The following is a 12,947-nucleotide window of genomic DNA, read 5'->3' as shown; positions in this document are numbered from 1 at the left end:
GGCGTTGATGGAAACCTTTACCTTAGGCGTAGCTCTTTTCACCTTAATCGTTCTGGCATTGGTGGCCATTATCATGGCCGCCCGATCCAAGCTGGTATCGACTGGCAACGTCAACATCACGATCAACGGCGAAAAGACCATTTCCGTTCCGGCAGGTGGCAAGCTGCTTCAGACACTGGCTGCCGAGAAGCTGTTTGTTCCTTCGGCCTGCGGTGGCGGCGGCACCTGTGCGCAATGTCGGGTGCGGGTGCATTCGGGGGGCGGGTCGATCCTGCCAACCGAAGAAAGCCATATCACGAAACGCGAAGCGTCGTGTGGTGATCGCCTGTCTTGCCAGGTGGCCGTCAAGCAGGACATGGAAATTGAAGTTCCGGAAGAAGTCTTCGGCGTCAAGAAATGGGAATGTACCGTTCGGTCGAACGAGAACGTAGCGACCTTCATCAAGGCGTTGATTCTGGACCTGCCCGAGGGCGAGGACGTGAACTTCCGCGCCGGTGGCTACATCCAGATCGAAGCCCCTGCACACAAGTTGAAATACACGGATTTCGACATTGAAGAGGAATATCGCGAGGATTGGGATCGCTTCAATCTGTGGCAATATGAATCGGTCGTGACCGAACCCATCGAACGCGCCTATTCGATGGCCAACTACCCGGACGAAAAGGGCATGATCATGCTGAACGTCCGCGTGGCCTCGCCGCCGCCGGGGTCCGAAGGCATTCCGCCGGGCCAGATGTCGTCATACATCTTCAACCTGAAGCCGGGTGACAAGGTCACCATTTCAGGTCCATTCGGCGAATTCTTTGCCCGTGATACGGACAAAGAGATGGTCTTCATTGGCGGCGGCGCCGGTATGGCACCAATGCGCAGCCATATCTTCGATCAGCTCAAGCGTCTTCAGAACCGCAACCGCAAGATCAGCTTCTGGTACGGTGCGCGGTCGAAGAAAGAGATGTTCTTTGTCGAAGACTTCGACAGTCTGGCTGAAGAATTCGACAATTTCGAATGGCATGTGGCCTTGTCGGACGCGCAACCCGAGGACAATTGGAAAGGCTATACCGGCTTCATCCACAACGTTCTGTACGAAGAGTACCTCAAGAACCATCCCGCGCCTGAGGATTGCGAATACTACATGTGTGGTCCGCCAATCATGAACCAGTCGGTCATCAACATGCTGCTGGATCTGGGCGTGGACCGCGAAGACATCATGCTCGACGATTTCGGCGGGTAGGGAACAAAAAAGAACCGGCGTGGAAGGCGCCGGTTCTTTCATTTGGCGGTCGGCCCGCGTTATTTTCCGTAATAATCCCGATACCACGCGACGAATTGGGTGATGCCGTCTTTCAGGTCTGTCTGAGGACGATAATTCGTCAGTTTTTGCAGCAGCCGATTGTCCGCCCAGGTGGCATGAACATCACCCAACTGCATCGGCATGAAGTTCTTGATCGCCTTCTGCCCCACGGCCTGTTCGATGGCTTCAATGAAATCCATCAGGCGCACTTTTTCTCCGTTGCCGATATTCACGATGCGGTAGGGCGCGACGGGCGACAGGCTGTCTCCGTCCTCGATATCCTCACGACGGGCTGGCCGCACCGGAGGCGCGTCGATCAACAATCTGATGCCGCGTACAAGGTCTTGGACATGGGTGAAATCCCGGTACATGTCGCCGTGATTGTAAATGTCGATCGGGCGGCCATCCAGGATGGCAGCGACAAATTTGAAATACGCCAGGTCCGGCCGTCCCCAGGTGCCGTAGACGGTAAAGAAGCGGAACATGGTCGTAGGCAAATCCCACAGATGCGCATAGGAATGCCCCATCGCCTCATTCGCCTTCTTTGTCGCGGAATAGATGGTCAGTTGGGTGTCGGCTTTTTCCGTCTCGGTGAACGGCATATCTTCGTTGGCACCGTAAATCGAAGAGGTCGATGCCATCAAAAGGTGATCCACCTTATGTTGTCGTGCAATTTCCATCACGTTGAATGTTCCGACGACATTCGATTCAACATAGCTGCGGGGGTGTTCCAAACTGTGTCTCACACCGGCCTGAGCCGCCAGATGAACGATGACTTCCGGCTGAAATTCTTCGGCGACCTGCAACAGCCGATCATAATTTTCCAACCGATCCTCGGTTGCCGTGAATCCGGGTGTCTGAAGCAGAATTTGATGGCGACGCTGTTTCAGGACCACATCATAGTAATCCGTCATCCCGTCGTATCCATGCACGCGGAACCCTTCCTCTAACAGCAGCTTCGCCAAATGGAACCCGATGAACCCCGCAGAGCCCGTAATCAAAACCCGTTTCATAGAACCCTCAAAACGCCCTGCACGATCATCGCCGAACAAAAGGTACTGCCCCTGATGCCGGGTCAAACATTCTGAACTGCGCTGAAGGTCATATCGAACATCCAGACGTCATTGGTCAACTCTTTGCTGATTCAATCAGATGCTCATTGCCGCCAATGGGCGAGAAGGATAGGGATCAACATGTATGATTACGAACTGGATCAGACGGTGGTTCGACCGCAGGGCGGGGCGGACAATGAATGCAGTGTCTTGCGACATCGCTCCGGCCGAGAAAGTGACGGCCGTGGGCGATATTCACGGTCGTCTGGACTTGTTGCAGGCGTTGTTGCCCCGACTGGACGATCAGAGCTTGCTGGTCTTTGTCGGAGATTACATTGATCGGGGGCCATACAGCGCGCAGGTGCTGCGCCACCTGTTTCACCTGAGCGAGACGTCAGGAGGACGCGTTCAATGTCTTCTTGGAAACCACGAAGAGTTTCTGTTGCAATTCCTGGAGGCGCCGGAACGCAACGCCCGGCTTTGGTTTCAAAATGGGGGTGTACATACACTGGCGTCTTTCGGGTTGAAACCGCCCGGGGATATCGACAACAACCAGCAGATTCGAAAACTGGCGGATGATCTTCGCCTTAAGATGGGGGAAAGCCTGATCAACTGGCTTGCCGACCGGCCTTTGACCTGGACCACTGGCAACGTCACTTTCGTTCATGCGGCCCTGGACCCCCGACATCCGGCTGAGGCCCAGGATCGCCAGATTTGCCTCTGGGGACATCCCATGTTTCCCAGGCTGGCCCGCAGCGATGGTCAATGGGTGGTGCATGGCCACACCATCGTGGACCTCCCCCGGGTCAGGAACCAGGTGGTGTCGCTTGACACGGGCGCTTTCGCTTCGGGTCGGTTGACAGCCGCCGAGATCAACGCCGGCAGTGTTCGGTTCACCTCGACCGTGTGAACAGTGGGCCGTTAACCGACGATCATTTGCTTCATGCGAAGCGCTTCATATTCCAGCTCTTTGAGGCGGAAGTGGACAACGTCTCCGATCGTGATGACGCCGCACAAGTGACCGTCGCGCAGCACCGGCATATGGCGAAAACGGCCCTCGGTCATCGTTTTCAGAACTTCATTCAGCAGATCGTCCGGTGTGCAGGTCTTAACATCCCTGGTCATGAGATCTTCGACCGATTGCGGAAGGGTCTGGCCGGGTGTGTCTGCCATGCGCCGAACGATGTCGCGCTCTGACAAAATCCCCTGCAATGCCCCGTTCTGATCCGTCACGAGAACAGCACCGATCCGCTTTTCCTTCAGCGTGTTGACCACAGAATGGATGGTGTCATTTGGTCGCACCGAAAAAACCGCGTCCCCTTTACCTTCAAGCAGCTTGGCCACGGTTGTCTGCGAATGCGACAGGTTCGATTCCGCTGACTGGCTGTACGTCGTCTTGTCAGCCTTGTCGCCACGCGAGGGCGACTGGTAAGAGGTTGGAGCCATGGGCAATCTCCTTGTGGTTCTTGCAAAGTCTTTCCCTTTCACCTTAGCGCAGCTAAACGACCTGTATAGGGTGCAATTGCGCCGATCGGCAAAAACGCGGGCCCGGAAAGGACGTTCAAGCCATTGAGTGAACTCTATCTTACTCCACCCATAGCGGCATTGATCTTCTTTGCCGTTGTTGTATGCGGTCATAATTTTCGCATGGCGTGGAAGCAACAGCCGCCGGGTTGGCAAAAGCGTGCGTGGTTGTTTGGCGTGCCGGCGGGGGTCGGCCTGTTGGTGCTGGGATTCCTGCCGCTGAAGATGTGATCGCAGTTTGACTCTGGCAGGGGCCACTGGCATATGCCGGGCACAGAATTTCCCGGAGATCGCCCGATGCGTCTTATGCCATTACTGGCCGTTGCCACCCTTCTTTCCGGCTGTTTGTTCGACAAAGAACCCGAGGTGGTTCGTCTGTCGGGCGAAACGATGGGCACGACCTTCAACATAACCGCGATCGGCGAAGATCTTGATGAGGCCGGATTGGCCGCGGCTGTCGAAGAGACGCTGGCCGAGGTGAACGCCAAGATGTCCAACTGGGATCCAAAATCCGAGGTTTCCGTCTTTTCCGCTGCAACCAGCACAGCCCCCGTTCCGGTCTCGGACGAACTCGCGCTGGTCCTTTCGGCAGCCAATGACGTGCACGAAAAAACCGGCGGAACCTTTGACGTAACTCTGGGCCCGCTGATCGAACTTTGGGGCTTTGGCCCACGCAAGCCCGAGGATCCCGTGCCATCGGATGCCGAAATCGAGGCGGCGTTAAGCGGCGTCGGGCAAGCCCGTCTGCTGACGCTCGACACCGAAGCCGGCACGCTGTCGAAGGCTGATCCGCAGGTGGGCATCAACCTGTCGGCGATTGCGAAGGGCTATGGCATCGATGCGGTTGCCGGCGCTTTGCAGGATGCCGGTATCGACGATTACCTTGTCGAGATCGGTGGTGATCTTGTTGCCAAAGGCAAGAATGAGCAGGGCGAAGCCTGGCGCATTGGCATCGAAAAGCCTGAAACGGGTGCTCAGAGCATTCAATTGATCGTTTCCCTGGATAATCGCGGCATGGCCAGTTCGGGTGACTACAAGAATTTCTTCGAACAGGATGGTGTGCGTTATTCGCATATCATCGATCCGACAACGGGACGCCCGATCACACATCGCACGACCTCTGTCACGGTTCTGGCGGAAAACGCAATGTTGGCGGATGCCTGGGCAACAGCCATGCTGGCGTTGGGTCACGAGAAGGGAATGGACATTGCGGAAAAGCACAAACTTGCCGTGTACTTCATTTCGCGGGATGTGACAGGCGGCGAAGATGCCTATATTACGTCGCACAGCACCGCGTTCAAAGACGCTTTGGGAACCAACTGACAGGCAGGAACCGAGATGAGTACTTTTATTCTGGCCTTTATTCTTTTGGCGCTTGTCATGGTCGGTATGTCATTGGGTGTCATGCTGATGGGCAAGACCATCAAAGGCAGCTGCGGTGGCCTGAATGCGATCTCGGGCGCCGATAAATGCGTTGTGTGCCAAAAGGATGTCGACCCGGACAGCCCGCTGCGCGACCAATTGCAATGCAAACGTGCAAGGAAGATGCTGGAACAGATGGAACAGCAGACCTGAAGCAAGTTTTGCTTCGCTCTGCGGATGGAAGTGGCTAACTAGGTCCCCATGACTTTCGGGGAGGCACCGCGTTGGCCAAGGCAAAGAATATCCTGTTCATCATGTTCGACCAGCTGCGCTGGGATTATCTGAGCTGTTATGGGCACCCACATCTGCATACTCCGAATATCGATCGTCTGGCCGCGCGCGGTGTCCGCTTTGACCGTGCCTACATCCAGTCGCCGATTTGCGGCAGTTCCCGCATGTCGACCTATACCGGACGATATGTGCATTCCCATGGGGCCTCATGGAACAACATCCCTCTGAAAGTGGGTGAGATCACGTTGGGCGACCACCTGCGCAAAGCGGGAATGGATTGCTGGCTGGTCGGCAAGACCCATATGGCCGCGGATGCCGAGGGGATGGCCCGTCTTGGGCTGGAGCCCGACAGCGTCATCGGCGCCCGCGTCGCGGAATGCGGGTTTGACGTGTTCGAACGCGATGACGGGTTGCGTGCCGAGGGTCCGGATGGATTCTATGACCCGGACGGGGCAAAGAAATACAACCATTACCTTGCAGACAAGGGGTACGAGAGCGACAATCCGTGGCATGACTTTGCCAATTCCGGTCTGGATGCGGATGGCAACGTGCTGTCGGGCTGGTTCCTGAAGAATTCATCCGAGCCTGCAAACATCGCGGAAGAGGACAGTGAAACACCATATCTGACCACCCGTGGAATCGAGTTCATGGACAGCCATGACGGACCTTGGTGCTGTCACCTCAGCTACATCAAGCCTCACTGGCCTTACATCGTGCCGGAACCTTACGCTTCGATGTACGGGCCCGAACATGTCGTGCCCGTGGTCCGCTCGGAAGCTGAGCGAAAGAATGCCCACCCCGTCCTGAAGGCCTTCATGGATACCAAGGTCGGGCAGGCATTTTCACGAAAGGATGTCCGCGAGGCGGTGATCCCGGCTTACATGGGGCTGATCAAGCAAGCTGATGACCAGATGGGCCGCCTGTTCGACTGGATGGAGAAAACCGGGAGGATGGACGACACGATGATCGTGCTGACCTCAGATCACGGTGATTTTCTGGGCGACCACTGGATGGGTGAGAAGACTTTCTTCCACGATGCCTCTACCAAAGTGCCGCTGATCATTTATGACCCGTCACCCGAAGCGGACCTCACGCGCGGCACCACCTGCGGCGCGCTGGTCGAGTCGATCGATCTTGCGCCGACGTTTCTGGAACTGGCAGGTGGCGAAAATGCCGGACATATTCTCGAGGGGCATTCCCTGCTGCCGATCCTGCATGGTCAGTCCGACAAAACGCCCCGACAGGTCGCGATCTGCGAGTATGACTATTCCGCCTCACCCATTGCGCAGCGGTTGAACGTATCCGTTCGCGACGCGGTGATGTTCATGGTCGCGAATGAAAAGTGGAAGCTCATCCATTGCGAGGGCGGGTACCGGCCGATCCTGTTCGATCTGGAAAACGACCCCGAGGAACTGGTGGATCTGGGTGACAGCGCGGATCATTCGGATGTCATCGCGCAAATGTACGACCATCTGTTTGCCTGGGCGCGGCGCCCGTCACAGCGCACCACCCGGTCCGAACAGCAATTGATCGATATGCGGACCCGAAGCGGGGGTACGGGCATCATGATCGGTATCTATGATGAAAACGACACGCCGCTGGAACTGACGGTCAAGTATCGCAACCGCAAGGCAAAGCCATACACGCGTTACCTCAAAGGCTAGTCTCGTCCGGGTTTCCACCGATCATACCATGATGGCTCTGCGTCGAAAAATGCAGGGGACCGTTGTCTTCCAGCGATGGCCCGAAGCTGGCAGGCCGTTTGATTAATTCTGCGTAATTTGCCGCAAAGATGGTTCACCCCTTGCCGGCCAGACGCTAGAAGAAGACCCAAGAGCAGTAATCGGAGAATTTCAATGCCAACCCCCAAACCCGTTGTTCTGTGCATTCTTGATGGGTGGGGCGTGTCAGACGACACACAGGCGAATGCGCCCCATCTGGCGAATACGCCGACCTTTGACGCGATCATGGCCAAATGCCCGCATGCCACACTGACAACGCATGGCCCGGATGTAGGTCTGCCCAGCGGGCAGATGGGTAACTCCGAAGTCGGTCATACAAACATAGGCGCGGGCCGTGTTGTGGCCATGGATCTGGGTCAGATCGACCTGGCTATCGAAAACGGTTCATTCTTTGGCAATGAGGCGTTGCAGGCTTTCATTTCCAAGGTCAAATCCTCAGGGGGGACGGCTCACCTCATGGGGTTGGTCTCGGACGGTGGTGTCCACGGGCACCTGAACCACATCATCGCGGCAACCAAGGCCATTACGGATGCCGGTGTTCCGGTCGCCCTTCATGCCGTCACGGACGGGCGCGACGTGGCCCCCAAATCTGCGCTGACCTATCTTTCCCAGTTGGAAGAACGGCTGCCCGAGGGGGCTCGTGTTGTCACGGTAAGCGGTCGCTATTTCGCCATGGATCGCGACAATCGCTGGGAACGGATCGCAGAAGCCTATGACGCGATGATCAACGGCAAGGGCAGGGTCGCCAGCACCGCACATGGCGCCGTGGACCATGCCTACAAGCAATCTGAGTCTGACGAATTCATCACGCCAACCGTGTTGCAAGGTTACAAGGGCGTCACCGACGGCGATGGCTTTTTCTGCCTTAACTTCCGTGCAGATCGTGCTCGCGAAATCCTGCGCGCGATTGGTGAACCGGGCTTTGCCGAGTTCGAAACCGGGCCGCGGCCGAAACTGTCGGCGCTGCTGGGTATGGTAGAGTATTCGGACGGTCATAACGCATATATGACCACGGTTTTTCCGAAACGGGCGATTGTGAACACGCTCGGGGAATGGGTCGCCAAGCAGGGGTTGCGTCAGTTCCGGCTGGCTGAAACCGAAAAATACCCCCATGTCACTTTTTTCCTGAATGGGGGCAAGGAAACCCCTGAACAGGGTGAAGATCGCTTTATGCCCAAGTCACCCAAGGTTGCGACCTATGACTTGCAACCCGAGATGTCCTCGGCCGAGGTCACAGCCAAATTTGTCGAGGCGATTGAACAAGGCTACGACCTGATCGTAACCAATTACGCCAACCCTGATATGGTCGGGCATACCGGCGATCTTCAAGCTGCGATCAAGGCATGCGAGGCCGTTGATGCAGGGTTGGCTCAGGTCGTTGCCGCCTTGGAAAAAGCAGGTGGTGCAATGATCCTCACCGCCGATCACGGTAACTGCGAAGTGATGGTTGATCCGGAGACCGGCGGCCCGCATACGGCGCACACGCTGAACCCGGTGCCCATAGCTTTGGTCGGAGGGCCAGAGGACGCGCAGGTGCGTCAGGGGCGGTTATCTGATCTGGCGCCGACGCTGCTTGACTTGATGAACCTGCCCAAACCGGCGGAAATGACCGGAGAAAGCCTGCTGTCATGAGGCTGACCGCCCTAGCGATTGTGCTGCTTTCAGCTTGTCAGGCCCTTGCCCAGGCCGACTCTTCTCGGGCAGCACTGGATGCGGCAAGGATGCTGGAACAGGCGTCGATCTCTCTGAGCGAAGCAGAAGGCGCAAGGGATCGGGTGCGGGCGCTGACCAAAACGATACAAGCCTATGAGGCCGGGCTGAGCACGATGCGGACCGGTCTGCGCAAGGCTGCAACACGCGAAGCGCAACTGAGCGCGCAACTGAGCGCGCGTGAGAAGGACGTCAGGCAGTTGCTTGGCGTATTGCAGACCATCGAAACGACCGCACCGCCAGTGCTGATGCTGCACCCTTCAGGCCCATTGGGCGCGGCGCGGGCCGGAATGATGCTGTCTGAGGTCACGCCTGGGCTCAATGCAAAAGCGCAAGCGCTGGCGCAGGACCTGCAAGAGGTTCAGACCTTGCGTCTGCTGCAACAAAGCGCCTCGGAAACTTTGACCGAAGGGCTGCGCGGTGTGCAGGATGCCCGCACAAAGTTGAGCGAAGCGATTGCCGATCGCACCGATTTGCCGCGTCGGTTTGTCGAAGACCCGGTGCGCACGGCCATTCTGATATCTTCGACCGAGACTCTGGATGGCTTTGCAAGCGGTCTGTCAGAAATCTCGGAAGGTGAGATCATTGAAACCGACGCAAGCATCCTGGATCAGAAAGGACAGATTCCCTTGCCGGTGCAGGGCGTCATGCTGCACAAGGCCGGTGAACCGGACGCCGCAGGCGTCGCCCGCGCAGGTCTGGTCATCGGCACCCGTTCCCGGGCGCTTGTAACATCCCCGACCGCGGCCACGATCCGTTATCGCGGGCCATTGCTGGATCTGGGAAACCTGGTCATTCTGGAGCCGCAACCGGGCCTGTTGTTCGTGTTTTCGGGCTTGCAAGAGGTCTATGGTCAACCCGGGCAGGTGATCCCCAAAGGCACTCCGGTTGGCCTGATGCCGGGTGAAACGCCGGAAATCGGCGCAATATTGTCAACAAGCGGTGATGGCACTGGAACTGATCGCCCAGAAACGCTCTATATAGAGGTAAGAGAAGATAACAGCCCGGTGGACCCGGAAACGTGGTTTCGGACCGACAAGGATGGATAAACGAGTATGAAGAAATTTGTGATGGCCGGTTTGGCCGGAACGTTGGCAGGCATTCTTGCAACAACGCAGATCGCAGGCCCCCTGTTGGCGCAAGAGGCCGTGAACAAGGCCAGCGTCTATGAACAGCTTGACCTGTTCGGTGACATTTTCGAGCGCATCCGCGCACAATATGTCGAAGAAGTCGAGCCCGAAGAACTGATCGAGGCTGCAATCGATGGCATGCTGACCTCTCTTGATCCGCATTCCAGTTATCTCTCGCCCGATGATGCCGAACAGATGCGCGTGCAGACCCGGGGCGAGTTCGGTGGGCTGGGCATTGAGGTCACGCAGGAAGACGGTTTTGTCAAAGTCGTGTCTCCCATAGACGACACACCCGCTGACGAGGCCGGGATCGAAGCCGGCGATTTCATCACACATGTGGATGGCGAAAGCATTCTGGGCCTGACGCTGGACAAGGCGGTGGATCTGATGCGGGGTCCGGTCGGCTCCGAGATCGTCATTACCGTCGTGCGCGAAGGCGAGCCTGATCCCTTCGACGTCACCATTATCCGTGACACGATCAAGCTGACCGCCGTTCGTGCGCGCACCGAAGGCACGAGCGTCGTCCTGCGCGTAACGACCTTCAATGATCAGACCTTCCCCAACTTGCAGGAAGGGTTACGGGAACAGATCGAAGAAGCCGGTGGCATCGACAAGGTCAATGGTGTCGTACTGGACCTGCGCAACAACCCGGGCGGTCTGTTGACACAGGCCATCAAAGTTTCGGATGCGTTCCTGAACGAAGGTGAAATCGTCTCGACCCGTGGACGGGACCCGGAAGAGGGTGAGCGGTTCAATGCCACCCCCGGCGATCTGGCGGAAGGCAAACCCATTGTCGTGCTGATCAATGGCGGTTCGGCTTCTGCGTCCGAAATCGTTGCCGGTGCCTTGCAGGATCATCGCCGCGCTATCGTCGTCGGCACCAAAAGCTTCGGCAAGGGGTCGGTTCAGACGGTGATGCCGCTGCGGGGCGATGGTGCGATGCGCCTGACCACGTCCCGGTATTACACCCCGTCAGGGCGGTCGATTCAGGCTCTGGGCGTCAGCCCTGATATCATCGTGGAACAACCCCGCCCGGCGCCTGAACCGGAAGAGGAAGAAACCAATGCCCGTTCACGGTCCGAGGCCGACCTGCGCGGCAGCCTCAACAATGACAGCCTGAGCGAAGACGAGATCCGCCAGATCGAGGAAGATCGCGCCAAGGCTCAGGCAACGGCAGAGCTGAGGGAAGAGGATTACCAGCTGGCCTATGCCATTGATATCCTGAAGGGGTTGTCGGCCTTCAACCCCAACGGGCCGTCACAGTAAAACGCAAAGGGCTGCGCATGTCGCAGCCCTTTCGGACCGGTTTCAGCTTTCGATCCGGTGCAGTTTCTTTTCGTCGAGAAGCAGCGCCAGAACGAGACCGACCGAAACGGACAAGGCCGAAAAGACGAAAGCCATACTCATCCCGCTGTCAAACGCTGCCGACAATGCCCGTTGAACCGTCTCTGCCTCGCCAGGTGACAACCGGCTGATAACCGCGTGGGCGGATGGCGTATCAAGTGTTCCGCCGTTGATCGCGCGAAGCTCTGCTTCCGTCAGCTTGATGCCCGAAGCGGCCACATACTGGCGAAGCTCAGACAGGCTGACGACGTACATGATGGCCGTGGCGCAGGCGACAGAGATTGCGCCATAAACCAGGTGGGTCATGAAGCTCAGGCCGCCAACCAGCCCAGCCCGTTCCGGCTTCACGGCACACACTGCAGCCGTGCCGGACAGCCCAACGGTCAGGGTTGCGCCCAGTCCGATCATCGCCATGCCGGGCAGGATACGATAGTACCCCAGATCGCTGGGCATCACCACAATCGTCGCGGCCCCAATCGTGGCAATCAGATACCCCCAGAACAGCAACCGCTTGGGGCCAAAATCATTGTAAAGCGTGCCTGAAACAATTGATCCCACGGCAAGCAACACGGTTAGCGGCGCCAGGCCCAGTGCAGATTCAAACGTCGACCAGCCCAGCACCTTTTGCATGTATTGCGGGAAATACAGCAGCCCCACAAAAGCCGCGGACACGTTGAACATGTTCAGGCCAAGGGTGATGCGAAACTCGCGGTTTTGCATCATCTGCGGCAAAAGCAGCGGCTCTGTCACGCGTTTTTCGACTTTGGGGAACAGAATGAAAAGCGCAGCGCTGATGAAAAACAGCATCACCAACGGAACGGACGTCCATCCCCAATCCGCGCCCACATCCAGACCGTAAAGCAGAATTAATACGGCAAAGGACAAAACACCCATTCCGGCGAGGTCGAGATGCTCACCCTTTTTGTGGTGGGTTTCCCGTTCCATCAGGATCAGCGCGGTGGCCATCGAAATGCAGGAAAAGACCACATTGGCGAGGAAGAAATACCGCCACTCTCCCAGGTTCACAGCCAAGCCGCTGATCATCGGGCCAAACACGTTGCCGGTCGTCACACCCGCCAGAATAAGCCCCATCACCAAGGCTCGATGTTCTGGTTTTGATACTTTGGTTGCCCCGAAGGCCAGCGTGCAGGGCCACACAAAACCCGCGCCGATGCCTTGCAGCGCACGCGCAATGACAAGAAAATCAAGACTGGGCGAAACAAAGCACATGACCGAGGAAAACAGAAAGATCGACAGGCCAAAAAGCATCATCCTGCGGTGGCCGTACATGTCGCCAAGCCGTCCGCCTGCGACCATGGTCATGGCGAAAAACAAGGCATAGATGTTCAGAACCCATTGGGTGCTGGTGATATCGGCGTCAAAGCTGTTTTCGATCGCAGGCACCAGCATCAGGGCACCGGTAAAATCGATGCCGATGCCAAACCCTGTCACCATCAACGCGATGACTTTGACTATGCTGCTGCGATCCATGACAAGGCGC

At 57.2% G+C, this 12,947-nt stretch carries 12 protein-coding genes; 9 read left to right on the top strand and 3 right to left on the bottom strand.

Annotation, left to right across the window (positions count from 1 at the left end):
* Positions 1-7 precede the first annotated feature (7 nt).
* Positions 8-1,231 (top strand): NADH:ubiquinone reductase (Na(+)-transporting) subunit F, encoded by a 1,224-nt coding sequence (nqrF, locus tag AC2FFD_RS05830; RefSeq protein ID WP_480684964.1) that lies wholly within the window; start codon positions 8-10, stop codon positions 1,229-1,231.
* A 59-nt stretch (positions 1,232-1,290) separates the two neighbouring features.
* Here nqrF and AC2FFD_RS05825 read toward each other — a convergent pair whose 3' ends face one another.
* The gene (locus AC2FFD_RS05825) at positions 1,291-2,304 is read right to left on the bottom strand and encodes an NAD-dependent epimerase/dehydratase family protein (protein WP_425079678.1); all 1,014 of its coding nucleotides are present in this window, start codon (positions 2,302-2,304) and stop codon (positions 1,291-1,293) included.
* A gap of 235 nt (positions 2,305-2,539) precedes the next feature.
* Between AC2FFD_RS05825 and AC2FFD_RS05820 the strand changes: the two genes are divergently transcribed.
* Positions 2,540-3,253: a metallophosphoesterase family protein gene (locus AC2FFD_RS05820; RefSeq protein WP_425079677.1), complete on the top strand. Its 714-nt coding sequence runs from the start codon at positions 2,540-2,542 to the stop codon at positions 3,251-3,253.
* Positions 3,254-3,264: 11 nt separating this feature from the next.
* On the opposite strand, the gene AC2FFD_RS05815 is transcribed toward AC2FFD_RS05820, so the two are convergent.
* Positions 3,265-3,789, bottom strand: coding sequence for a CBS domain-containing protein (locus tag AC2FFD_RS05815; RefSeq protein WP_171119143.1), 525 nt, complete (start codon positions 3,787-3,789; stop codon positions 3,265-3,267).
* A 123-nt stretch (positions 3,790-3,912) separates the two neighbouring features.
* Between AC2FFD_RS05815 and AC2FFD_RS05810 the strand changes: the two genes are divergently transcribed.
* The 7 genes from AC2FFD_RS05810 (at position 3,913) to AC2FFD_RS05780 (ending at position 11,368) form a co-directional block, all read left to right on the top strand.
* Positions 3,913-4,098 carry a hypothetical protein gene (locus AC2FFD_RS05810; RefSeq protein WP_170345279.1) on the top strand — a complete coding sequence of 62 codons (186 nt, stop codon included), beginning with the start codon at positions 3,913-3,915 and terminating at the stop codon, positions 4,096-4,098.
* Between the two features lie 66 nt (positions 4,099-4,164).
* Positions 4,165-5,190 (top strand): FAD:protein FMN transferase, encoded by a 1,026-nt coding sequence (locus AC2FFD_RS05805; RefSeq protein ID WP_496872435.1) that lies wholly within the window; start codon positions 4,165-4,167, stop codon positions 5,188-5,190.
* A 15-nt stretch (positions 5,191-5,205) separates the two neighbouring features.
* A complete protein-coding gene (gene nqrM / locus AC2FFD_RS05800) occupies positions 5,206-5,442 on the top strand; it encodes a (Na+)-NQR maturation NqrM (RefSeq protein ID WP_170345281.1) in 237 nt (78 codons plus the stop codon).
* 71 nt (positions 5,443-5,513) lie between these two features.
* On the top strand, positions 5,514-7,184 hold the full coding sequence (locus AC2FFD_RS05795) for a sulfatase-like hydrolase/transferase (protein ID WP_496872433.1): 1,671 nt from the start codon (positions 5,514-5,516) through the stop codon (positions 7,182-7,184).
* A 192-nt stretch (positions 7,185-7,376) separates the two neighbouring features.
* Positions 7,377-8,894: a 2,3-bisphosphoglycerate-independent phosphoglycerate mutase gene (gene gpmI, locus AC2FFD_RS05790; protein ID WP_496872432.1), complete on the top strand. Its 1,518-nt coding sequence runs from the start codon at positions 7,377-7,379 to the stop codon at positions 8,892-8,894.
* On the top strand, positions 8,891-10,021 hold the full coding sequence (locus AC2FFD_RS05785) for a murein hydrolase activator EnvC family protein (RefSeq protein WP_496872430.1): 1,131 nt from the start codon (positions 8,891-8,893) through the stop codon (positions 10,019-10,021). The genes gpmI and AC2FFD_RS05785 overlap by 4 nt, the downstream gene beginning before the upstream one ends.
* A 6-nt stretch (positions 10,022-10,027) precedes the next feature.
* On the top strand, positions 10,028-11,368 hold the full coding sequence (locus AC2FFD_RS05780; RefSeq protein ID WP_170345285.1) for a S41 family peptidase: 1,341 nt from the start codon (positions 10,028-10,030) through the stop codon (positions 11,366-11,368).
* A 42-nt stretch (positions 11,369-11,410) separates the two neighbouring features.
* Here AC2FFD_RS05780 and AC2FFD_RS05775 read toward each other — a convergent pair whose 3' ends face one another.
* Entirely contained in the window at positions 11,411-12,937 is a 1,527-nt protein-coding gene (locus tag AC2FFD_RS05775; protein WP_496872428.1) for an MFS transporter, read from the bottom strand.
* Between the last annotated feature and the right edge of the window lie 10 nt (positions 12,938-12,947).

The organism is Ruegeria sp. YTSC002 (genome assembly GCF_059609845.1).
Note: the sequence above shows the minus strand (reverse complement) of the source record. Positions and strands in the feature narration are given on the sequence as shown.

Excerpts from the sequence above, each read along its gene's own strand:
- nqrF (WP_480684964.1), top strand. The coding sequence starts at position 8 with ATGGAAACCTTTACCTTAGGCGTAGCTCTTTTCACCTTAATCGTTCTG.
- AC2FFD_RS05825 (WP_425079678.1), bottom strand. The coding sequence starts at position 2,304 with ATGAAACGGGTTTTGATTACGGGCTCTGCGGGGTTCATCGGGTTCCAT.
- AC2FFD_RS05820 (WP_425079677.1), top strand. The coding sequence starts at position 2,540 with ATGAATGCAGTGTCTTGCGACATCGCTCCGGCCGAGAAAGTGACGGCC.
- AC2FFD_RS05815 (WP_171119143.1), bottom strand. The coding sequence starts at position 3,789 with ATGGCTCCAACCTCTTACCAGTCGCCCTCGCGTGGCGACAAGGCTGAC.
- AC2FFD_RS05805 (WP_496872435.1), top strand. The coding sequence starts at position 4,165 with ATGCGTCTTATGCCATTACTGGCCGTTGCCACCCTTCTTTCCGGCTGT.
- nqrM (WP_170345281.1), top strand. The coding sequence starts at position 5,206 with ATGAGTACTTTTATTCTGGCCTTTATTCTTTTGGCGCTTGTCATGGTC.
- gpmI (WP_496872432.1), top strand. The coding sequence starts at position 7,377 with ATGCCAACCCCCAAACCCGTTGTTCTGTGCATTCTTGATGGGTGGGGC.
- AC2FFD_RS05785 (WP_496872430.1), top strand. The coding sequence starts at position 8,891 with ATGAGGCTGACCGCCCTAGCGATTGTGCTGCTTTCAGCTTGTCAGGCC.
- AC2FFD_RS05780 (WP_170345285.1), top strand. The coding sequence starts at position 10,028 with ATGAAGAAATTTGTGATGGCCGGTTTGGCCGGAACGTTGGCAGGCATT.
- AC2FFD_RS05775 (WP_496872428.1), bottom strand. The coding sequence starts at position 12,937 with ATGGATCGCAGCAGCATAGTCAAAGTCATCGCGTTGATGGTGACAGGG.